This is a genomic window from Escherichia sp. WS3227_2, from assembly GCF_046486495.1.
Classification (GTDB): domain Bacteria; phylum Pseudomonadota; class Gammaproteobacteria; order Enterobacterales; family Enterobacteriaceae; genus Escherichia; species Escherichia coli.
In genome coordinates, this window is sequence record NZ_JBJQLG010000016.1 from 97,071 (window position 1) to 117,827 (window position 20,757).

The window sequence follows — 20,757 nt, forward strand, 5'->3', positions numbered from 1 at the left end:
AAAGGTTGTGCTGAATGAAGATGAAAAGAGGCAACTTATTGCTCTGAATATAGTGCGTGAGGAGATGAATAAATATCAAAAATCGCTCAATATGCCCGTGTGGGTGGATATATGTGGCGCGGGTTGCGATAACAGGGCAAGTTTCGCCCTGTTTTTAATAATAAGCAGAGTTAAACGTTAAACACGGTGAAATCATTCGCCAGTTCAGTCGCCGGGAAAATTGACCTGCATTCACGTAACAGGTGCTGACAACCTTTGTCATCATAGCGCGAGCTGACGTGGGTAATGATTAGCTTACCGACTCCAGCCTCACGGGCCAGTGTCGCAGCCTGGCGTGTAGAGCTGTGGCCGCGACTATTGGCTTTGGCTTCCATGGTTATATCCAACGTCGCTTCGTGCACCATGACATCGACGCCTTTAGCCAGGTCAAGTGCGGCATCGCAGGGGCCGGTATCGCCGAAAATAGCGAGCGCTTTACCTGGCACTGGAGCGGCTAAGTAATCTGCGCCGTTAATCTGCCTTCCATCTTCCAGCATGATTGTTTTGCCCGCTTTTAATGCCTGAAACAGTGGGCCAGGCGGTACGCCAGCAGCTTTTAATGCCTGGGCATTTAATGCACCCGGTTTATCATGTTCTTCAATACGATAGCCATAACATTCCAGTGGGTGTTCCAGCGGATAAGCGGTTACTTTGCGCAGGCCATCATCGAAAATTTCGCCAGCGCCAATTTCGACAATTTCCAGCGGATAATCGGTCCATGAGCCGCTAATCCGCAGCGCGGTCTCCACAAATTCACGGATACCTTGCGGACCATAAATCGTTAAGGGTTGGACAATACCAGACATAGAACGACTGCACAGCAAGCCGGGTAAACCAAAGAGATGATCGCCATGAAGGTGACTGATAAAAATCTTGTCCAGTTTTCCAGGGTTAAAGGCGGTATGCAGTAGCTGATGCTGGGTGCCTTCACCGCAGTCAAACAACCAAAGACCGCTCTGGGTCGGATGTTGCAGGTTAAGCAATATTGCCGTGACATTGCGCGTACGGGTTGGCACACCGGCTGAAGTACCTAAAAAAATTAATTCCATGAGTTCATCACGTTTCAAAAAATATTCCGGCTAGTATAAGGCATACATCTAAAAGGAGAGCATTATGATTGAATGGCAAGATCTGCATCACTCTGAATTATCGGTTTCCCAGCTTTATGCCTTATTACAACTGCGTTGCGCGGTGTTTGTTGTTGAGCAGAATTGCCCTTATCAGGATATCGATGGTGATGATTTGACGGGGGATAATCGCCATATTCTCGGTTGGAAAAATGATGAACTGGTGGCGTATGCGAGGATTCTGAAAAGTGATGATGATCTTGAGCCGGTCGTTATTGGTCGGGTGATTGTTAGTGAAGCGTTGCGTGGCGAAAAAGTGGGGCAGCAGCTGATGAATAAAACACTCGAAACATGTACGCGTCACTGGCCTGATAAACCTGTTTACCTCGGGGCGCAGGCGCATCTGCAAAACTTCTACCAGAGTTTTGGCTTTATCCCTGTGACGGAGGTCTATGAAGAAGATGGTATCCCACACATTGGGATGGCACGCGAGGTAATTCAGGCGTAATCAATAACCCTTGTCTATAGTTAGTGACAGGTTTTACGCAAATGGAGAACGAGAATGTCTAATCAGTTTGGTGATACACGTATCGATGATGACCTGACGCTGCTTAGTGAAACACTGGAAGAGGTGCTCCGCTCCTCTGGCGATCCCGCCGATCAGAAATATGTTGAGCTGAAAGCGCGTGCAGAAAAAGCGCTGGATGATGTGAAAAAACGGGTTAGCCAGGCTTCAGACAGTTATTACTATCGGGCGAAGCAGGCTGTTTATCGTGCTGATGACTACGTCCACGAAAAACCCTGGCAAGGAATTGGTGTGGGCGCGGCCGTTGGGCTGGTACTAGGACTGTTGCTGGCACGCCGTTAAAACCTCCCTACACCGGGGTACTGCATTTTTTTTGTAGTACCCCGTATAATGTGAGGCTTTTAACAGGGAGAGGTCCGCGTGCAATCACTTACTACGGCGCTGGAAAATCTACTGCGCCATTTGTCGCAAGAGATTCCGGCGACACCCGGCATTCGGGTTATCGATATTCCTTTCCCTCTCAAAGACGCTTTTGATGCCTTGAGCTGGCTGGCCAGTCAGCAAACGTACCCGCAATTCTACTGGCAACAACGTAATGCTGATGAAGAAGCTGCCGTCCTGGGCGCGATTACCCGTTTTACGTCGTTGGACCAGGCACAACGGTTTCTTCGTCGGCACCCGGAACACGCCGACTTACGCATCTGGGGGCTGAATGCGTTTGACCCGTCGCAGGGTAATTTACTTTTACCACGCCTCGAATGGCGACGCTGTGGCGGTAAAGCCACGCTGCGGCTGACGCTATTCAGCGAAAGCTCCCTTCAGCATGATGCGATTAAGGCAAAAGAATTTATCGCCACACTGGTGAGTATTAAACCCTTGCCTGGGTTACATTTAACCACCACCCGAGAACAACACTGGCCGGACAAAACGGGCTGGACGCAATTAATCGAACTGGCAACGAAAACCATCGCCGAAGGTGAGCTCGACAAAGTGGTGCTTGCTCGGGCAACTGACCTGCATTTCGCAAGTCCGGTCAATGCGGCAGCGATGATGGCTGCCAGTCGTCGGCTTAATCTGAACTGCTATCATTTTTATATGGCCTTTGATGGCGAAAATGCTTTTCTTGGCTCTTCACCGGAACGGTTATGGCGGCGGCGTGACAAAGCGCTGCGTACTGAAGCGCTGGCGGGAACGGTAGCAAATCATCCTGATGATAAGCAGGCGCAGCGGTTGGGTGAGTGGCTGATGGCGGATGATAAAAACCAGCGCGAGAACATGTTGGTGGTGGAAGATATCTGCCAACGATTACAGGCCGATACCCAAACGCTGGATGTTTTACCGCCGCAGGTACTGCGTCTGCGTAAAGTGCAGCATCTTCGCCGCTGTATCTGGACTTCACTCAACAAAGCGGATGATGTGATCTGTTTACATCAGTTGCAGCCAACGGCAGCAGTTGCTGGCTTACCGCGCGATCTGGCGCGACAGTTTATCGCCCATCACGAACCGTTCACCCGAGAATGGTACGCCGGTTCTGCGGGCTATCTCTCTTTACAACAAAGCGAATTCTGCGTTTCCCTGCGCTCAGCAAAAATCAGTGGCAATGTCGTGCGATTATATGCTGGCGCGGGCATTGTCCGTGGTTCCGACCCCGAGCAAGAGTGGCAGGAAATCGACAACAAAGCGGCAGGGCTGCGTACTTTATTACAAATGGAATAGTAATGAGTCGCATCATTACCGATTCATATCAATAATCTATTTTTGTAGCTCCTTATACTTAGCCGCAATATTGATACCGGACAAACTCATGTCAGTAAGCGCATTTAACCGACGCTGGGCGGCGGTCATTCTGGAAGCATTAACGCGTCACGGCGTCAGACACATCTGTATCGCCCCTGGCTCGCGTTCTACACCGTTAACGTTAGCGGCGGCGGAGAATTCCGCATTCATTCACCACACCCATTTCGATGAGCGTGGACTGGGGCATCTGGCGCTGGGGCTGGCGAAAGTCAGCAAGCAGCCGGTGGCTGTGATTGTGACCTCCGGCACGGCGGTAGCAAATCTCTATCCGGCACTGATTGAAGCCGGGTTAACCGGAGAAAAACTGATCCTGTTAACCGCCGATCGCCCGCCGGAGCTAATTGACTGCGGCGCGAATCAGGCGATTCGTCAGCCGGGAATGTTCGCCTCTCACCCCACGCACAGTATTTCACTGCCGCGCCCGACCCAGGATATCCCCGCACGTTGGCTGGTTTCTACCATCGACCACGCTCTCGGTACGCTTCATGCTGGTGGAGTCCATATCAACTGCCCGTTTGCTGAACCGCTGTATGGCGAAATAGACGACACCGGGCTTAGCTGGCAACAGCGTCTGGGCGACTGGTGGCAGGACGACAAACCGTGGCTGCGTGAAGCGCCTCGTCTGGAAAGTGAAAAACAGCGCGACTGGTTCTTCTGGCGACAAAAGCGCGGCGTGGTGGTTGCCGGGCGCATGAGTGCGGAAGAGGGCAAAAAAGTCGCACTGTGGGCGCAAACTCTTGGCTGGCCGCTGATTGGCGATGTGCTGTCGCAAACCGGACAGCCGTTGCCGTGTGCCGATCTCTGGTTAGGCAATGCCAAAGCGACCAGCGAACTGCAACAGGCGCAAGTTGTGGTGCAACTGGGAAGCAGCCTGACGGGCAAACGGCTCCTGCAATGGCAGGCAAGCTGTGAACCCGAAGAGTACTGGATTGTTGATGACATTGAAGGGCGACTTGATCCGGCACACCATCGCGGACGTCGCTTAATTGCCAATATTGCCGACTGGCTGGAGCAACATCCGGCAGAAAAACGCCAGCCCTGGTGCGTTGAAATCCCGCGCCTGGCTGAACAGGCAATGCAGGCGGTTATTGCCCGTCGCGATGCGTTTGGCGAAGCGCAACTGGCGCATCGCATCAGCGACTATCTGCCTGAACAGGGGCAATTGTTTGTCGGTAACAGCCTGGTGGTACGTCTGATTGATGCGCTTTCGCAACTTCCGGCAGGTTACCCGGTATACAGCAACCGTGGTGCCAGCGGTATCGACGGGCTGCTCTCGACCGCCGCAGGCGTTCAGCGGGCCAGTGGCAAACCGACGCTGGCGATTGTGGGCGATCTCTCAGCTCTTTACGATATCAACGCGCTGGCGTTATTACGTCAGGTTTCCGCGCCGCTGGTATTAATTGTGGTGAACAACAACGGCGGGCAAATTTTCTCGCTGTTGCCAACGCCGCAAAGCGAGCGCGAACGTTTCTATCTGATGCCGCAAAACGTTCATTTTGAGCACGCCGCCGCGATGTTCGAGCTGAAATATCATCGTCCGCAAAACTGGCAGGAACTTGAAACGGCACTTGCCGACGCCTGGCGCACGCCGACCACCACGGTAATTGAAATGGTGGTTAACGACACCGATGGTGCGCAAACCCTCCAGCAACTGCTGGCGCAGGTAAGCCATTTATGATCCTGCACGCGCAGGCAAAACACGGCAAACCAGGTTTACCCTGGCTGGTGTTTTTGCACGGTTTTTCCGGCGATTGCCATGAATGGCAAGAAGTGGGCGAGGCGTTTGCCGACTACTCGCGGTTGTATGTTGATCTCCCAGGTCACGGTGGTTCGGCAGCAATTAGCGTCGATGGATTTGATGATGTCACCGGCTTACTGCGTAAAACTCTGGTTAGTTACAACATCCTTAACTTCTGGCTGGTGGGGTACTCGCTTGGCGGACGGGTGGCGATGATGGCGGCTTGTCAGGGGATGCCGGGGCTTTGTGGGGTTATTGTCGAAGGCGGGCACCCTGGGTTGCAAAATGCTGAACAACGCACGGAACGTCAGCATTCCGATCGCCAATGGGCGCAGCGTTTTCGCACAGAACCGTTAACGGCGGTATTTGCCGACTGGTATCAACAGCCTGTTTTTGCCTCGCTCAATGACGATCAACGCCGGGAGCTGGTGGCGCTGCGCAGCAGCAATAATGGCGCAACCCTTGCCGCCATGCTGGAGGCGACTTCTCTCGCCGTCCAGCCCGATTTACGTGCTAACCTTAGCGCCCGCACATTTGCGTTTTATTATTTATGTGGTGAACGTGACAGCAAATTCCGCGCTCTGGCGACGGAACTGGCTGCCGACTGCCATGTCATTCCTCGCGCCGGACATAACGCGCACCGGGAAAATCCCGCTGGCGTAATCGCAAGTCTGGCGCAGATCTTGCGTTTCTGACTAAAGGACACAATATGATTTATCCTGATGAAGCAATGCTTTACGCACCGGTTGAATGGCACGACTGCTCCGAAGGTTTCGAGGACATTCGTTATGAAAAATCCACCGACGGTATCGCAAAAATCACCATTAATCGTCCGCAGGTGCGCAATGCCTTCCGTCCTCTGACGGTAAAAGAGATGATCCAGGCACTGGCAGATGCGCGTTATGACGACAACATCGGCGTGATCATTCTGACTGGCGCAGGCGATAAAGCGTTCTGCTCCGGTGGTGACCAGAAAGTGCGTGGTGATTACGGCGGCTATAAGGATGATTCCGGCGTACATCACCTGAACGTGCTGGACTTCCAGCGTCAGATCCGTACCTGTCCGAAACCGGTTGTCGCGATGGTGGCTGGCTACTCCATCGGCGGCGGTCACGTTCTGCACATGATGTGCGACCTGACTATCGCGGCAGATAATGCCATCTTCGGTCAGACTGGCCCGAAAGTCGGTTCCTTCGACGGCGGCTGGGGCGCTTCCTACATGGCGCGCATCGTCGGACAGAAAAAAGCGCGTGAAATCTGGTTCCTGTGCCGTCAGTACGACGCGAAACAGGCGCTGGATATGGGCCTTGTCAACACCGTGGTGCCGCTGGCGGATCTGGAAAAAGAAACCGTGCGCTGGTGCCGCGAAATGCTGCAAAACAGCCCGATGGCGCTGCGTTGCCTGAAAGCTGCGCTGAACGCCGACTGTGACGGTCAGGCAGGTCTGCAGGAGCTGGCAGGTAACGCCACCATGCTGTTCTATATGACGGAAGAAGGTCAGGAAGGTCGCAACGCTTTCAACCAGAAACGTCAGCCTGATTTCAGCAAATTTAAACGGAATCCGTAATGCGTAGCGCGCAGGTATACCGCTGGCAGATCCCCATGGACGCGGGGGTGGTTCTGCGCGACAGGCGGTTAAAAACCCGCGACGGGCTGTATGTTTGCCTGCGTGAGGGCGAGCGCGAAGGGTGGGGGGAGATCTCCCCACTGCCGGGCTTCAGTCAGGAAACCTGGGAAGAGGCACAAAGCGTGCTGCTTGCCTGGGTAAATAACTGGCTGGCAGGCGATAGCGAGCTACCGCAGATGCCTTCCGTGGCCTTTGGCGTAAGCTGTGCATTGGCGGAGCTGGCAGATACGCTCCCGCAGGCGGCCAATTATCGTGCTGCGCCGCTGTGTAATGGCGATCCTGACGATCTGATCCTCAAACTTGCCGATATGCCTGGCGAGAAAGTGGCGAAGGTCAAAGTGGGATTGTACGAAGCCGTGCGCGACGGCATGGTGGTCAATCTGTTGCTGGAGGCAATTCCGGATCTGCATTTGCGTCTTGACGCGAACCGCGCCTGGACGCCGCTGAAAGGCCAGCAGTTTGCCAAATACGTTAACCCGGATTATCGCGACCGCATCGCGTTTCTCGAAGAGCCGTGCAAAACCCGCGATGATTCGCGAGCGTTTGCCCGTGAAACCGGCATTGCCATTGCCTGGGATGAAAGCCTGCGCGAGCCGGATTTTGCCTTTGTGGCTGAAGAGGGCGTGCGCGCGGTAGTTATCAAACCCACGCTCACGGGCAGCCTGGAGAAAGTACGCGAGCAGGTGCAGGCGGCGCATGCGCTGGGGCTGACGGCGGTGATCAGTTCATCTATTGAGTCGAGCTTAGGCTTAACGCAACTGGCGCGGATTGCCGCCTGGTTAACACCAGAGACTATTCCAGGGCTGGACACGCTGGATCTGATGCAGGCGCAGCAGGTTCGTCGCTGGCCGGGTAGCCCACTGCCGTTAGTGGACATTAATGCACTGGAGCGGCTGCTATGATCTTCTCTGACTGGCCGTGGCGTCACTGGCGGCAAGTGCGGGGAGAAGCCATCGCCTTACGTCTCAATGACGAGCAACTCAACTGGCGCGAGCTTTGTGCTCGCGTCGATGAATTAGCCTCCGGCTTTGCGGTACAGGGCGTTGTTGAGGGCAGCGGCGTGATGTTGCGGGCGTGGAATTCGCCGCAAACGCTGCTGGCCTGGCTGGCGTTACTGCAATGCGGGGCGCGGGTGCTGCCCGTGAATCCACAGCTGCCGCAACCGTTACTTGAGGAATTGCTCCCCAATCTTACGCTGCAATTTGCGCTGGTGCCGGATGGGGAAAACACGTTTCCGGCATTAACTTCGCTGCACATTCAGCTGGTTGAAGGCGCACATGCCGCTGCGTGGCAGCCGACGCGTCTGTGCTCAATGACGTTAACCTCTGGCTCCACTGGCTTGCCGAAAGCCGCTGTTCATACTTACCAGGCCCATCTTGCCAGCGCTGAAGGGGTGTTATCGCTAATTCCGTTTAGCGATCACGATGACTGGTTGCTCTCTTTGCCGCTGTTTCACGTCTCCGGTCAGGGAATTATGTGGCGCTGGTTATACGCTGGCGCGCGGATGACGGTACGTGATAAACAGCCATTGGAGCAAATGCTGGCAGGCTGTACTCACGCTTCACTGGTGCCAACACAACTCTGGCGTTTGCTGGTTAACCGCAGTTCCGTTTCCCTGAAAGCGGTGTTACTTGGTGGTGCGGCAATTCCAGTCGAGTTGACGGAACAGGCGCGCGAGCAGGGGATTCGTTGCTTTTGCGGCTATGGTCTGACCGAGTTTGCCTCCACAGTGTGTGCGAAAGAAGCCGACGGTCTGGCAGACGTCGGTTCGCCGCTGCCGGGTCGGGAAGTGAAAATCGTAAACGACGAAGTGTGGCTGCGGGCTGCCAGCATGGCAGAAGGTTACTGGCGTAACGGGCAACTGGTTCCACTGGTTAATGATGAAGGCTGGTACGCCACGCGCGATCGCGGTGAGATGCATAATGGCAAGCTGACCATTGTCGGACGTTTAGACAATCTGTTCTTCAGTGGTGGCGAAGGCATTCAGCCAGAAGAAGTCGAGCGCGTTATTGCTGCACATCCTGCGGTTTTGCAGGTGTTTATCGTTCCCGTTGCTGACAAGGAGTTTGGTCATCGACCGGTAGCGGTGGTGGAGTATGACCAGCAAACCGTTGATCTTGGCGAATGGGTGAAAGATAAGCTGGCCCGTTTTCAGCAACCGGTGCGTTGGTTAACGTTGCCGCCTGAACTGAAAAACGGCGGTATTAAAATTTCACGTCAGGCGCTAAAAGAGTGGGTGCAACGTCAGCAATAATTAACCCTCCGTTTCACTTCTCATTTCTGCCATTCCATTGCCGTTGATAAAGAGTTTATCTGTTAATCTGTAAATTGATGTGAAAACTCTTAGCAAACAGGATAATGCAATGGAATGGCTGGTCAAAAAATCGTGCTGCAATAAACAAGATAACAGACATGTACTTATGCTCTGCGATGCTGGCGGCGCGATAAAAATGATCGCCGAAGTGAAGAGTGACTTCGCCGTGAAAGTGGGGGATTTACTCTCCCCTTTGCAGAATGCGCTTTATTGTATTAATCGTGAAAAGCTGCATACGGTGAAAGTCCTCTCGGCAAGCAGTTATAGCCCCGATGAGTGGGAACGGCAGTGTACAGCGGCAGGGAAAACTCAGTAACGTTGTTTTGTCGTGGGCAGGAAAATCAACATCAACCCGCTCATAATACAAGCAACTCCCAGTAGTGCCTTCAGCGAAAAAGTTCCTTCCCAGCTGGGAAGTATCATTGATGCAATCCATACCAGCACATAGCTCATACTGAGCAAGGCATAGGCTTTGCTTAACGCAAGTTTATGTAGCGTTTTATACCAACAAAAAACGGAAAGCAGATAACCCAGCAGCCCGAGTAACAGTATCCGGGCATCCAGGCCAAAAGCTAACAGCGCCGCGATAAAATCCCATAAGTGCGTCATCGGCGGCAGATGACTCGCCGCAAAACCTAGGCTTAATTGCGCAGCGGAGGCGATAATGACGCTGAATAATCCCCACATCAGGCCCATTACACGGTACTCCCGAGGATCACAATGCCGCCAATAATGAATGCCACCCCACACCAGTGACGCAGTGATACCGGCTCGTGCCACAGTTTTACTGCAGCCAGCGTCACCCAGACAAAATTCATACTTAACATCGGGTAGGCAATGCCTACCGGTACGTTCTGCAAGATCAGCAGCCAGAGCACCATGGCAAGACCAAGACAAGCCAGCGCCAGTCCCAGCCACAGCACGATATGTTTGCGCCGTTTGTTTATCGCCACAAAGCAGGTTGCCTGTTTCTGACACAACTGCCCGGCAACGCTAAGCAAGCTGGCAAAGACTAATGTTAGCCAGATCATTTGGGACGATACTGAATCAGCACCAGACGCTCCTGACGATCGATGGCATCTGCGGGCGGAATGGCGAGACTGTTGATATCTTCATCGCGGTCAACCGAAAGCACGAGTGTAATAATCCCCTCCTGACGATGTTGATTAAGCCAGTTTGCGAACTCATCACCGCTGACAAATCTCCCTTTCGCATCCGGATAATTAAGGCCGTATTTCAACTCACCTGTCTGGCGATACATGATGATGTCATCGCGTTGCAGGCTCCATGCCAGACCTGCGGCAACACCGACGCTATCAGTAAGAATATAGCGGCTTGGCTGAAGTGATTCTTGTGTCATCTCGACAAAAAATTGCGGATGTTTTCCTTCCATGACTCTGTCAGGAATTGAAAATCCTACCAGCAACGCCAGCCCCAGCGGGCAAAGCGCGGCAAAAGACCAGGTCTTTTCGACGTTTGTTAAGGTGTACCAGCCGAAAAATGCCCATAGCGAAAAAATCGACCAGGCACAAAAGACTTTATAGCTCTCGAAGGTTTGCCACACTGGCGTGTTCATTGGTCCCCATGGGGAGACCACAAATGTGGCAATAATGCCAGTGACACCAAAAGCGATGTTAATCCAGCCATTAATCCGCAGCGCCAGAGGATTATTTTTTGCTGCCAGCAAAGCGTAATGCGCCATCAGCATTGCCAGAGGTGCAAAGCAGGAAAGAATATAGGTGGGCAATTTGCCTTTAGCGACGGAGAAAAACAGCAGCGGCATTATCGTCCAGCTCAACAAATAGACGGTTGCGGAATGCTTGCGGTTTTTCCAGCCTGCGTACAGTGCTCCGGGGAGTAATCCCAGCCACGGCAGGCTACCGGCAATGATGACCGGCAAGTAGTACCAGAACGGAGCTCTATGTTGGGCATCATCCAGTGCAAAGCGTTGAATATGCTCAACCCAGAAAAAATAGTGCCAGAAGTCAGGCTCCCGCTGCGCTATCGCCAGTCCCCAAGGGAGAACCGTCAGTACGCAACTGATGACCGCCAGCCAGCCGTAAATAAAGAGATCTTTCCAGCGTTTTTGCGTCGCCACCCATGGCAGCACGCTTAATACCGGCACGGCAAGGGCGAGAAAACCTTTGGTCATCACCCCCATGCCGCAGGTGATCCCCAGCAGTAAAAATCCTGCGCTTTTGCCTTTCCACGTCTGTGCCTGCATTGCCAGCCAGAAGCTGCACATTCCCGCCACCAGCCAGAAGGCAATAAACGGATCGAGCACGGCATAAGTGCCGATGGCATAGACAATGAACAATGAGAGGTAAATCACTGCGGCGAGTAATGCCAGACGTTTATCGCGCCATAAGCGCAGAGTAAACCAGGTCACCAGCGCGGCAGTTAACAGGGTCGCAAAGATAACGCCTGCCCGCACACCAAAGTTATTTGCGCCAAATAGCCATTGCCCAATGCTGTTAATCCAGTATCCGGCAATGGGTTTTTCGAAATAACGTAGCCCTAACAAATGGGGCACAATCCAGTCGCCGGATGCCAGCATTTCCCGACTGATTTCCGCATAACGCGTTTCATCGGGTTGCCAGAGCAGACGCGTGCTGATCGGTAACAGGTAATAGCAGGCAATAAACGCGAAGAGGCCGATAAGGTAACGTACCGATTTCATCAGCGACTACCCGCAATTTGTTGGCAACCCAGCCAGCCTTCACGTCCGGCAATATTTCCGCGAACAACTTGCCCGAGCGGCAACGACCCTGATAACAGTTCGCTTAAAGGGCAAAATGTCATGCCTTCCTGGGCTGCGCGTTTCAGGAGATCCACAAAATTATGCTGATAAGCGCAGCCTTCAACTTCTGCATGAATGGTATAAACCGGCGTGCCTTTATCTCGCAGGATGCGGTTGAGTAACCAACCGTTAAAATCTTCTGCTTTCACATCCCGACCAATCACTTCATCCCAGGTGGGTAAGGTCACCGGAATTTGCGCAGTGCCAGGGTTTCCTGATTCGAGCAGTGGCCGAAACGGCATCGCCCCACGACAATCGCTGTTGTAGCGCAAATGGAACGCTTCTTTTGCTTCGATCACCTGCTGGTCGGCACGCCAGCCAGCGGCTGCGGAGCAGGTTACCGGTTGGCCGATAATTTCTTCCAGGGTGCGAAGGCCGCGTGCGATATCGTCGATCATTGTTTGCCGATCCCAGTTACAGCTATGGGCTTGCCAGGCATGGTGATCCCAGGCGTGCAGGCCGACTTCGTGATGTTTAGCCGCTTCACGAATGATATCGGCATTGGCATGACCAATCTCTTTACCTGGCCAGGCCGTACCTGCCAGTAAAATATCCCAGCCATAAAGCGATGCCGCGTTTGAGCGCAGCATCTTCCACAAAAACCTTGGCTTCACCAGTCGCCAGAGATGGCGGCCCATATTGTCCGGGCCGACGCTGAAAAAAATGCTGGCCTGAATATTATGCTTACTCAAGATTTCCAGCAGACGCGGCACGCCTTCACGGGTGCCACGAAAGGTATCGACATCAATGCGTAAGCCTACTTTGGTCATGATGGTTTATCCGTAAGATCAACGGTGCGCAGGAAGAAATCCAGCGTTTCGTCGATGGTTTCCTGCATATCAATTTTCGGCTCCCAGTCTAGGCAGCGGCGGGCATTGCGGATGCTTGGTTTACGATGCTCTACGTCCTGATATCCTTTGCCGTAGTAGCTGCTACTTTCGACAACGCGAAAGCCCGCAAACGGTGGGAAGTGATGGCGCAGCGGATGTTTTTCGAAGCTCGCCAGCAGCATCTCGCCCAGTTCCTCAATACTCGCTTCGTTATCAGGATTGCCAATGTTGATAATTTCGCCGTCGCAGCGATTTCCCGCATTTTCGATGATGCGGTATAACGCCTCGATACCATCGCGAATATCAGTAAAGCAGCGTTTTTGTTTTCCGCCATCAATCAGCTTAATCGGTGAACCTTCTACCAGATTGAGAATGAGTTGCGTAATAGCGCGGGAGCTGCCAATTCGCGCTGCATTAAGGTTATCCAGTCGTGGCCCCATCCAGTTAAACGGGCGGAAGAGGGTGAACTGTAAACCCTCTTTTTCGCCATAGGCCCAGATCACTCGATCAAGTAATTGTTTAGACACCGAATAAATCCAGCGTGGTTTATTCACCGGGCCGACGATTAAATTAGAATGGTCCTCATCGAAGTATTTATCGCTACACATCCCATAAACTTCTGAAGTCGACGGGAAGATGATTCGCTTACGGTACTTCACGCAGTAGCGGATAATGCGTAGATTCTCTTCAAAATCGAGTTCAAATACGCGCAGTGGGTTGCGGGTATATTCAATCGGCGTGGCTATCGCCACCAGCGGCAACACGACATCACATTTTTTGACGTGATACTCAATCCATTCGGAATGAATACTGATATCGCCTTCGACAAAGTGAAAATGCGGATGATTCAGAAAACGGCTTATCGCATCGCTGCCAATATCCAGACCGTAAACTTCATAATGATCTTCGCGCAGCAGGCGTTCTGTCAGATGGTTGCCAATAAAGCCATTCACCCCGAGGATGAGTACCCGGGTACGGCGTCGGGCGGTGCAGGCAGGCTGGCTATTCAAGCGTGAACCTTGCACCAGGCCCAGCGTCTGCGCTAATTGCGAGCCCTGCATAGTAATGCCGTCGCCCGCCTGTCCGGTGACGATTTCCAGCGCGCCATCGCCACAGGCAATCAGCAGTGGCGCTACAGAAATCACGCTCCCCGGCTGTGCTGCAGGCGCATGAGAATGCACGCGTGACGACCAGACGGTAAATTTCTGATTACCAACATAGCTGAAGGCACCCGGCCACGGATCGGCAACGGCACGCACCATGTTGTGCAGCACGGATGCCGGTTTATGCCATTCGAGGAAACTGTCTTCCGGTGTTCTGCGACCAAAACAGGTGGCTTCGTTTTCGCGCTGGGCGATTTCCAGAATATTACCGTGTTTAATGGCGGGTAATGTCTGCTCCAGTAGCTGGCGCGCGGCATGACATAACTTATGATGCAGCGTAATGGCGATATCGTCTGGCGCAATGGCAATGCGCAGTTGCGCCACAATGGCCCCGGCATCGGCACGTTTCACCATTCGGTGCAATGTAACGCCAGTTTCCGTTTCACCGTTCACCAGCACCCAGTTCAGCGGCGCGCGACCACGATATTTTGGTAACAGCGAACCATGCAGATTAAATGCACCTGCGGGAGCGAGCTGCAAAATCTCGTCGCAAATAAGATGGCGATAATAAAAAGAGAAAATCACCTCTGGTGAGAGTTGGGCAATGCGTTCCACCCACAGCGGATGGTTAACGTTATCTGGCGCATAAACCGGAATGCCTCTTTCCGCCGCCAGACGAGCTACCGAACCATAAAAGGCTTTTTCACCGGGATTATCAGTATGAGTAAAAATGGCGCTAATTTCGTAACCGGCAGCCAGCAGGGCTTCAATACCGAGGCATCCCATATCGTGGTAGGCAAAAACGACGGTTTTCATTATTCATTTTCCTTGCTGGATGGACGGATAACTTGCTGAACAAAATAGCGGGGGCGGGCGCGGACATCGGTGTAGATCCTGCCGATATATTCACCGAGCAATCCCATGCCGATAAACTGAGCGCCAATAAAAGTAAACAGCACGGCAAATAGCATAAAGACGCCTTCTGCCGCCCATTGTGGTCCGAAGGTCAGGCGTAAAATCACCAGCAGCACCGCAATGCTAAAACCTCCAATCGCAATAATGCTGCCGAGCAGACTCAGCATACGTAGCGGCGTTGTGGTAAGGCAGGTCACCAGGTCGTACATCAAATTAATCAGGCGCATAAAACTGTATTTGGATTCACCAAACTCACGCTCGGCATGATGCACGGGAATTTCAATGGCACGGCGGGCGAAGATATTCGCCAGAATCGGGATAAAGGTACTGCGTTCATGGCAGTGCAACATCGCATCGACAATATGACGGCGATAGGCGCGCAGCATACAACCGTAGTCACCCATCGCTTTGCCAGTGGTGCGCTGAATAAGCCGATTAATCATCTTCGAAGCGGTTTTACGAAACCAGCTGTCCTGGCGGTTCTGGCGTACAGTCCCTACCACGTCGTAACCTTCATCGGCTTTTGCCACCAGACGGGGGATTTCCTCTGGCGGATTCTGGAGATCGGCATCGAGGGTAATAATTAAGTCGCCGGTAACATGACTGAATCCCGCCATAATCGCTGAATGTTGCCCGTAATTGCGGTTAAGCAAAATAGACACAATATGGCTGTTCTCCGCTTGTGAGGCTTCGACCAGCATATGCGCGGAATTATCGCTACTGCCGTCATCAATCAGCAGGATCTCATACTCTTTCCCCAGTGATTCACAGGCTGTGGTGGTGCGCCTGATTAATTCCGGTAAGCTTTCCTGCTCGTTATAAACGGGAATAACCACCGAGACTTTCTTAACAGGGTGGATTTCAAACATGGCTTATTGTCCTGCGAGTTGCTGAAGGGCTGTGATGACGCGGTCGGCATCGGCGGTGGTCATATCCGGGAACAGCGGCAACGAACAGATGCGTTCGCTATTCCATTCGGTATTCGGTAACGACAGCGTGGGAAAACGCTCGCGATAATATTTTTGTGTGTGAGCGGCGCGGAAATGTAACCCGGTACCAATGCCTCTTTCTTTTAATGCTTCCATCAACGCATCGCGACTGATACCACAACGTTGTTCATCGACACGAATAATAAACAGATGCCAGGCGTGAACGTGCGGCCAGGCGGGAAGGCTTAATGGCTGAAAGGGGAGAGCTGCCAGTGCTTGCTGATATTGCTGGGCAATTTCGCGCCGACGGGTGTTGAGGTGCTCTAGTTTGGCTAACTGGGTTAGGGCAATCGCGGCGTTAATATCGGTCAGATTATACTTATAGCCCGGCGTTAAGACTTCAGCTTGCGGTGCACGGCCCCAGGTTTGTCTGTCATAGGCATCGACACCCAGACCGTGAAATTTTAGCATCCGTAGCTGGCGGGCAAGGTTTTCATTATCAGTAACAATCAGGCCACCTTCCGCACAGGTAATATTTTTGATGGCGTGAAACGAAAAAATAGCGGTACCTTTTGCGCCAATATGTCGGCCTTTGTAATACGTACCGACGGCATGGGCAGCATCTTCGATAACTGCGATGCCGTAACGTTCGCCAATGGCGCGAATGGCGTCAATATCTGCTGGCGCACCGGCATAATGCACCGGAATGATGGCTTTAGTGCGTGGCGTAATGGCTGCTTCGATCGTTTCAGGCGTGACCATCAGCGTATCGCGGTCGACATCCACCATTACCGGCGTTGCACCCAACAAGGAGATCATATTGAGGGTTGAAACCCAGGTCAGGGAAGGCGTAATCACTTCATCGCCCTTGCCAATTTCCAACGCCATTAGCGTGATATGCATTCCGGCGGTGGCTGAACTGACCGCGATGGCATGCTGATTTCCCGTCAACTGGCAAAAGGCTTGTTCAAGCGCCTGATTCTTCGGACCGGTTGTGATCCAACCGGATTCGAGAACCTCTTTAACTGCAGCGAGTTCCTCCACGCCCATTGCTGGTCGCGAAAAAGGCAAAAATTCTGACATTGCTTTTCCTTCCGCCATTGAATACCTGTCCACTTATATTTGCTATAAAGAGTGTTGTGTATATTTTGCCATTTGGAGCGAAATTCTAAGGATAGAATATTAACTTAACCTTAAGAAACTAATATTAGACGTAAATATTGAAATTTTTATATTTTTTCTTATTTAGGCTTTGCATTTGGCAAAATTTTGAGGCATTTTGCCGGCATCGCAGGATTTTTAATATTACACCAACTGCTAATTATCGCCAGAAATGTCGCTCAATTTCACGGTAATTGTCTGGTTGCGCTTGTCTATAGGTGGAGTTTACGTGTTAGCTTTTTGCCGCTCTTCGTTGAAGTCAAAAAAATATTTCATCATTTTACTGGCGCTCGCTGCAATTGCCGGACTGGGTACTCATGCCGCCTGGAGTAGCAATGGTTTGCCACGTATCGACAATAAAACGCTGGCCAGACTGGCACAGCAGCATCCGGTTGTCGTTTTGTTTCGCCATGCTGAACGTTGCGATCGTTCAACCAATCAATGCTTGTCAGATAAAACAGGTATTACGGTCAAAGGTACCCAGGATGCCCGTGAACTGGGCAACGCTTTTAGTGCTGATATCCCTGATTTCGATCTTTATTCCAGTAATACCGTCCGGACCATTCAGTCGGCGACCTGGTTTTCAGCGGGTAAAAAGCTGACGGTAGATAAACGACTTCTTCAGTGCGGTAATGAGATTTATAGTGCAATTAAGGACTTACAAAGCAAAGCGCCTGATAAAAATATCGTTATTTTCACCCATAATCATTGCCTGACATATATTGCTAAAGATAAGCGTGATGCGACATTTAAACCTGATTATCTGGATGGTTTAGTCATGCATGTGGAAAAAGGCAAAGTTTATCTGGATGGGGAATTCGTTAACCACTAAATTTTCAATCTGACAGCCAGTAATGGCTGTCATCATTATTACAGAAGACCTTTCAAACGTAACGTTTTTCGGGTGGCGACATTCAAATCATAGTGCGCCAGATCTTCAGGTTTTACCCACGCGTAGTCCTGAAACTCTTCGTTTATTTTCACTTCTCGGTTGGCAGAAACGCAGTCAAAAATCAGGTAAATCATATAAATCTCTTCCTTGCGACCATCTGCATACGTCTTGGTGCGAATATCATCGCTGAAGGTCCACGGCGTGATTTCTGTCAAAAGCAGCTGTTCTCCCAGTTCTTCGCGAATTTCGCGGCGTAGTGCCTCTTCAATTCGTTCGCCAGGCTCTACGCCGCCACCCGAAAGCGCCCATTGACCGGGGAAAACGCCGCGATCGTCGGCCATTTTACACAGCAAATAAGCACCATCATTTTGAATCAAAGGGCATACAATAGTCCGTTGTCGCACAGGGGTATTCCTTATAAATTAAAAGAAACCATGAGAATACGGTAACTCAGAAATATGTGAAAGTGACAGTAATCTCTTTTGCGATGATAACTGCACTTATTATTATTTTTGTGTGTATCGATAAAGTGTGTTTATTTTTTCGGCGTTTAATTATTTAAGAAGTATTTAGTTACAATAAGTGACTAGATCCCTTTTTTCGCTCATTGAATCCTCTGTGCCAGGCAGTACAATCCCGCAGCTTTGGGAATTTTGATTTATTGCTTGTGGGAGAGGGGAAAATGAAAAAAATTGCGCTAGCAGGTCTGGCCGGAATGCTGTTGGTTTCTGCATCGGTCAATGCAATGAGCATCAGCGGCCAGGCGGGTAAAGAATACACCAATATTGGTGTCGGTTTTGGGACTGAATCGACGGGCCTGGCGTTAAGCGGTAACTGGACACATAACGACGACGACGGTGACGTCGCGGGCGTGGGGCTGGGGTTGAATCTGCCTCTCGGGCCGTTAATGGCGACCGTTGGCGGAAAAGGCGTTTACACCAACCCGAATTACGGCGATGAAGGTTATGCCGCAGCGGTAGGAGGTGGTTTGCAGTGGAAAATTGGCAACAACTTCCGTTTGTTTGGCGAGTATTACTACTCTCCGGATTCGCTCTCCAGCGGTATTCAAAGTTATGAGGAAGCGAATGCTGGCGCGCGTTACACCATTATGCGTCCAGTCAGTATTGAGGCGGGTTATCGCTACCTGAATCTGTCGGGTAAAGACGGTAACCGCGACAACGCAGTGGCTGACGGCCCGTATGTTGGGGTTAACGCCAGTTTCTGATCCCTTCCGGCGCGGAATTCTGCCGCGCCATTCAGTTTCTTACTACGCCTTATCTCCCTTTGCGTTATAGTGATTCGATAACAAAAGCAGGAGATAACCATGTTAAAAGTGGAAATGTTATCCACCGGGGATGAAGTGTTACACGGGCAAATCGTTGACACTAACGCTGCCTGGCTGGCCGATTTTTTCTTTCATCAGGGGTTGCCATTATCTCGCCGCAATACGGTGGGGGATAACCTTGATGACTTAGTGACCATTCTTCGCGAACGGAGTCAGCACGCCGATGTGCTGATCGTTAACGGCGGGCTGGGGCCGACCAGTGATGATTTAAGCGCACTCGCCGCTGCAACAGCAAAAGGTGAAGGCCTGGTGCTGCATGAGGCCTGGCTCAAAGAGATGGAACGCTATTTCCACGAACGTGGACGAGTAATGGCACCGAGCAACCGTAAACAAGCGGAGCTACCTGCCAGTGCTGAATTTATCAATAACCCGGTAGGCACCGCCTGTGGTTTTGCCGTGCAGCTTAATCGTTGCCTGATGTTCTTTACCCCCGGCGTACCGTCAGAATTTAAGGTGATGGTCGAGCACGAAATCCTGCCGCGTCTGCGCGAGCGTTTTTCTTTACCACAGCCGCCGGTTTGTCTGCGTTTAACTACCTTTGGTCGTTCGGAAAGCGATCTGGCACAAAGCCTGGACACTCTACAACTGCCGCCGGGCGTAACAATGGGCTATCGCTCCTCAATGCCTATCATCGAACTGAAACTCACCGGACCGGCAAGCGAGCAACAGGCGATGGAAAAACTGTGGCTGGACGTTAAACGTGTTGCCGGACAGAGCGTGATTTTCGAAGGCACCGAAGGACTGCCCGCGCAGATCAGTCGCGAATTGCAAAACCGCCAGTTCAGCCTGACGTTGAGCGAGCAATTCACCAGCGGTTTATTGGCTTTGCAACTTTCTCGCGCAGGTGCTCCATTGCTGGCGTGTGAAGTGGTTCCTTCACAGGAAGAAACCCTGGCGCAAACTGCGCACTGGATTACAGAACGGCGGGCCAACCATTTTGCCGGGCTGGCACTGGCTGTTTCGGGTTTCGAGAACGAGCATCTCAACTTTGCGCTAGCCACGCCAGATGGCACTTTCGCTCTGCGTGTACGTTTCAGCACTACACGCTACAGCCTGGCTATCCGTCAGGAAGTGTGCGCAATGATGGCACTGAATATGCTGCGCCGTTGGTTAAACGGTCAGGACATCGCCAGTGAGCATGGCTGGATTGAGGTTGTTGAGTCCATGACTTTATCTGTCTGATTCCGCCACTCTGTGCCGGTTTACTGCACCGGCACATTCCCCCTCCGGCAAAATTTGTCCAACCTGTTGTACTCAATAAGAAAAAATCCGTGCGCTAATTCACAAATTTGTGCGTAATTTCTCCAGTCCGCTGGACGAGGAGCGGGATTTGATGCGCTTCACAATTTTACTCCCCCTGAGCAACGAGACTGATTCCAGTATCTAAGACTGGAGTCCAGTATGTTGGAATCAAGCAAAGTTCCCGCCCTGACACGGGCTATTGATATTCTCAATTTGATTGCCCGCATTGGCCCCTGTAGTGCTGCGACGATCATTGACACATTGGGGATCCCTAAAAGCACGGCCTATTTGCTGCTTAATGAACTCAGGCGTCAGCGTTTTCTTAGCGAAAAACGCCGTAAACCCTCGCCCAATGCGGGCGGGGATATAAGGCGAAAAGCCCGCAGGGCTTTAAAGATCAATCAGGTGTTGACTGACTCTGAACGTAGGCTC

Annotated in this window: 22 protein-coding genes; 13 read left to right on the forward strand and 9 right to left on the reverse strand. The window is 52.0% G+C overall.

The features are described from left to right. Positions 1 to 170: 170 nt before the first annotated feature. On the reverse strand, positions 171 to 1,088 hold the full coding sequence (rbn, locus tag ACJHXB_RS20400; RefSeq protein ID WP_001604679.1) for a ribonuclease BN: 918 nt from the start codon (positions 1,086 to 1,088) through the stop codon (positions 171 to 173). A 64-nt stretch (positions 1,089 to 1,152) separates the two neighbouring features. On the opposite strand from rbn, the gene ACJHXB_RS20405 reads away from it, so the two are divergent. The 9 genes from ACJHXB_RS20405 (at position 1,153) to pmrD (ending at position 9,424) form a co-directional block, all read left to right on the forward strand. Next, complete coding sequence (locus tag ACJHXB_RS20405; protein WP_000574084.1) at positions 1,153 to 1,614, forward strand: GNAT family N-acetyltransferase; 462 nt, start codon at positions 1,153 to 1,155, stop codon at positions 1,612 to 1,614. Positions 1,615 to 1,668: 54 nt separating this feature from the next. Further along, positions 1,669 to 1,974, forward strand: a complete 306-nt coding sequence (gene elaB / locus ACJHXB_RS20410) for a stress response protein ElaB (protein ID WP_000070621.1) — start codon at positions 1,669 to 1,671, stop codon at positions 1,972 to 1,974. Positions 1,975 to 2,052: 78 nt separating this feature from the next. After that, positions 2,053 to 3,348 (forward strand): isochorismate synthase MenF, encoded by a 1,296-nt coding sequence (menF, locus tag ACJHXB_RS20415; protein ID WP_001191379.1) that lies wholly within the window; start codon positions 2,053 to 2,055, stop codon positions 3,346 to 3,348. A gap of 88 nt (positions 3,349 to 3,436) precedes the next feature. Further along, positions 3,437 to 5,107 (forward strand): 2-succinyl-5-enolpyruvyl-6-hydroxy-3-cyclohexene-1-carboxylic-acid synthase, encoded by a 1,671-nt coding sequence (gene menD, locus ACJHXB_RS20420; RefSeq protein ID WP_001469117.1) that lies wholly within the window; start codon positions 3,437 to 3,439, stop codon positions 5,105 to 5,107. Further along, positions 5,104 to 5,862, forward strand: coding sequence for a 2-succinyl-6-hydroxy-2,4-cyclohexadiene-1-carboxylate synthase (gene menH, locus ACJHXB_RS20425; protein ID WP_000600514.1), 759 nt, complete (start codon positions 5,104 to 5,106; stop codon positions 5,860 to 5,862). The genes menD and menH overlap by 4 nt, the downstream gene beginning before the upstream one ends. A 14-nt stretch (positions 5,863 to 5,876) precedes the next feature. Next, on the forward strand, positions 5,877 to 6,734 hold the full coding sequence (menB, locus tag ACJHXB_RS20430; RefSeq protein ID WP_000639996.1) for a 1,4-dihydroxy-2-naphthoyl-CoA synthase: 858 nt from the start codon (positions 5,877 to 5,879) through the stop codon (positions 6,732 to 6,734). After that, positions 6,734 to 7,696 carry an o-succinylbenzoate synthase gene (gene menC, locus ACJHXB_RS20435; protein WP_001255636.1) on the forward strand — a complete coding sequence of 321 codons (963 nt, stop codon included), beginning with the start codon at positions 6,734 to 6,736 and terminating at the stop codon, positions 7,694 to 7,696. The genes menB and menC overlap by 1 nt, the downstream gene beginning before the upstream one ends. Next, on the forward strand, positions 7,693 to 9,048 hold the full coding sequence (gene menE / locus ACJHXB_RS20440; protein WP_000577572.1) for an o-succinylbenzoate--CoA ligase: 1,356 nt from the start codon (positions 7,693 to 7,695) through the stop codon (positions 9,046 to 9,048). Before menC ends, menE begins: the two co-directional genes overlap by 4 nt. 109 nt (positions 9,049 to 9,157) lie before the next feature. Then, entirely contained in the window at positions 9,158 to 9,424 is a 267-nt protein-coding gene (gene pmrD / locus ACJHXB_RS20445; protein ID WP_001297080.1) for a signal transduction protein PmrD, read from the forward strand. Here pmrD and arnF read toward each other — a convergent pair. The 7 genes from arnF to arnB are packed head-to-tail and all read right to left on the reverse strand — an operon-like array spanning position 9,418 to position 16,768. Next, positions 9,418 to 9,804: a 4-amino-4-deoxy-L-arabinose-phosphoundecaprenol flippase subunit ArnF gene (gene arnF / locus ACJHXB_RS20450; RefSeq protein ID WP_000523863.1), complete on the reverse strand. Its 387-nt coding sequence runs from the start codon at positions 9,802 to 9,804 to the stop codon at positions 9,418 to 9,420. The two genes, pmrD and arnF, sit on opposite strands and share 7 nt — an antisense overlap. Then, a complete protein-coding gene (gene arnE, locus ACJHXB_RS20455; RefSeq protein ID WP_000638026.1) occupies positions 9,804 to 10,139 on the reverse strand; it encodes a 4-amino-4-deoxy-L-arabinose-phosphoundecaprenol flippase subunit ArnE in 336 nt (111 codons plus the stop codon). Before arnE ends, arnF begins: the two co-directional genes overlap by 1 nt. After that, positions 10,136 to 11,788, reverse strand: coding sequence for a lipid IV(A) 4-amino-4-deoxy-L-arabinosyltransferase (arnT, locus tag ACJHXB_RS20460; RefSeq protein ID WP_000844016.1), 1,653 nt, complete (start codon positions 11,786 to 11,788; stop codon positions 10,136 to 10,138). Before arnT ends, arnE begins: the two co-directional genes overlap by 4 nt. Beyond that, the gene (gene arnD / locus ACJHXB_RS20465; RefSeq protein ID WP_410233533.1) at positions 11,788 to 12,678 is read right to left on the reverse strand and encodes a 4-deoxy-4-formamido-L-arabinose-phosphoundecaprenol deformylase; all 891 of its coding nucleotides are present in this window, start codon (positions 12,676 to 12,678) and stop codon (positions 11,788 to 11,790) included. The genes arnT and arnD overlap by 1 nt, the downstream gene beginning before the upstream one ends. After that, a complete protein-coding gene (gene arnA / locus ACJHXB_RS20470; protein WP_000860279.1) occupies positions 12,675 to 14,657 on the reverse strand; it encodes a bifunctional UDP-4-amino-4-deoxy-L-arabinose formyltransferase/UDP-glucuronic acid oxidase ArnA in 1,983 nt (660 codons plus the stop codon). Before arnA ends, arnD begins: the two co-directional genes overlap by 4 nt. After that, entirely contained in the window at positions 14,657 to 15,625 is a 969-nt protein-coding gene (gene arnC / locus ACJHXB_RS20475; protein ID WP_000461657.1) for an undecaprenyl-phosphate 4-deoxy-4-formamido-L-arabinose transferase, read from the reverse strand. Before arnC ends, arnA begins: the two co-directional genes overlap by 1 nt. A 3-nt stretch (positions 15,626 to 15,628) precedes the next feature. Then, positions 15,629 to 16,768, reverse strand: coding sequence for a UDP-4-amino-4-deoxy-L-arabinose aminotransferase (gene arnB, locus ACJHXB_RS20480; protein ID WP_001469119.1), 1,140 nt, complete (start codon positions 16,766 to 16,768; stop codon positions 15,629 to 15,631). Between the two features lie 307 nt (positions 16,769 to 17,075). Here arnB and ais point away from each other — a divergent pair, with 307 nt between their 5' ends. Continuing rightward, positions 17,076 to 17,678 (forward strand): lipopolysaccharide core heptose(II)-phosphate phosphatase Ais, encoded by a 603-nt coding sequence (ais, locus tag ACJHXB_RS20485; protein ID WP_001306469.1) that lies wholly within the window; start codon positions 17,076 to 17,078, stop codon positions 17,676 to 17,678. Positions 17,679 to 17,716: 38 nt separating this feature from the next. Here ais and nudI read toward each other — a convergent pair whose 3' ends face one another. Then, positions 17,717 to 18,142 (reverse strand): nucleoside triphosphatase NudI, encoded by a 426-nt coding sequence (gene nudI / locus ACJHXB_RS20490; protein WP_001303598.1) that lies wholly within the window; start codon positions 18,140 to 18,142, stop codon positions 17,717 to 17,719. A gap of 278 nt (positions 18,143 to 18,420) precedes the next feature. Here nudI and ACJHXB_RS20495 point away from each other — a divergent pair, with 278 nt between their 5' ends. The 3 genes from ACJHXB_RS20495 to ACJHXB_RS20505 all read left to right on the forward strand — a co-directional run. Beyond that, on the forward strand, positions 18,421 to 18,963 hold the full coding sequence (locus ACJHXB_RS20495) for a YfaZ family outer membrane protein (RefSeq protein WP_001469121.1): 543 nt from the start codon (positions 18,421 to 18,423) through the stop codon (positions 18,961 to 18,963). A gap of 99 nt (positions 18,964 to 19,062) precedes the next feature. Beyond that, complete coding sequence (locus ACJHXB_RS20500) at positions 19,063 to 20,265, forward strand: nicotinamide mononucleotide deamidase-related protein YfaY (RefSeq protein ID WP_000921628.1); 1,203 nt, start codon at positions 19,063 to 19,065, stop codon at positions 20,263 to 20,265. 219 nt (positions 20,266 to 20,484) lie between these two features. After that, positions 20,485 to 20,757 (forward strand): helix-turn-helix domain-containing protein (locus ACJHXB_RS20505; protein ID WP_001604676.1); only part of this gene is annotated, 273 nt, incomplete at its 3' end.

Coding starts and splice junctions, on each gene's coding strand:
- rbn (WP_001604679.1), bottom strand. CDS start 1,088: ATGGAATTAATTTTTTTAGGTACTTCAGCCGGTGTGCCAACCCGTACG.
- ACJHXB_RS20405 (WP_000574084.1), top strand. CDS start 1,153: ATGATTGAATGGCAAGATCTGCATCACTCTGAATTATCGGTTTCCCAG.
- elaB (WP_000070621.1), top strand. CDS start 1,669: ATGTCTAATCAGTTTGGTGATACACGTATCGATGATGACCTGACGCTG.
- menD (WP_001469117.1), top strand. CDS start 3,437: ATGTCAGTAAGCGCATTTAACCGACGCTGGGCGGCGGTCATTCTGGAA.
- menH (WP_000600514.1), top strand. CDS start 5,104: ATGATCCTGCACGCGCAGGCAAAACACGGCAAACCAGGTTTACCCTGG.
- menB (WP_000639996.1), top strand. CDS start 5,877: ATGATTTATCCTGATGAAGCAATGCTTTACGCACCGGTTGAATGGCAC.
- menC (WP_001255636.1), top strand. CDS start 6,734: ATGCGTAGCGCGCAGGTATACCGCTGGCAGATCCCCATGGACGCGGGG.
- menE (WP_000577572.1), top strand. CDS start 7,693: ATGATCTTCTCTGACTGGCCGTGGCGTCACTGGCGGCAAGTGCGGGGA.
- pmrD (WP_001297080.1), top strand. CDS start 9,158: ATGGAATGGCTGGTCAAAAAATCGTGCTGCAATAAACAAGATAACAGA.
- arnF (WP_000523863.1), bottom strand. CDS start 9,804: ATGGGCCTGATGTGGGGATTATTCAGCGTCATTATCGCCTCCGCTGCG.
- arnE (WP_000638026.1), bottom strand. CDS start 10,139: ATGATCTGGCTAACATTAGTCTTTGCCAGCTTGCTTAGCGTTGCCGGG.
- arnT (WP_000844016.1), bottom strand. CDS start 11,788: ATGAAATCGGTACGTTACCTTATCGGCCTCTTCGCGTTTATTGCCTGC.
- arnD (WP_410233533.1), bottom strand. CDS start 12,678: ATGACCAAAGTAGGCTTACGCATTGATGTCGATACCTTTCGTGGCACC.
- arnA (WP_000860279.1), bottom strand. CDS start 14,657: ATGAAAACCGTCGTTTTTGCCTACCACGATATGGGATGCCTCGGTATT.
- arnC (WP_000461657.1), bottom strand. CDS start 15,625: ATGTTTGAAATCCACCCTGTTAAGAAAGTCTCGGTGGTTATTCCCGTT.
- arnB (WP_001469119.1), bottom strand. CDS start 16,768: ATGTCAGAATTTTTGCCTTTTTCGCGACCAGCAATGGGCGTGGAGGAA.
- ACJHXB_RS20495 (WP_001469121.1), top strand. CDS start 18,421: ATGAAAAAAATTGCGCTAGCAGGTCTGGCCGGAATGCTGTTGGTTTCT.
- ACJHXB_RS20500 (WP_000921628.1), top strand. CDS start 19,063: ATGTTAAAAGTGGAAATGTTATCCACCGGGGATGAAGTGTTACACGGG.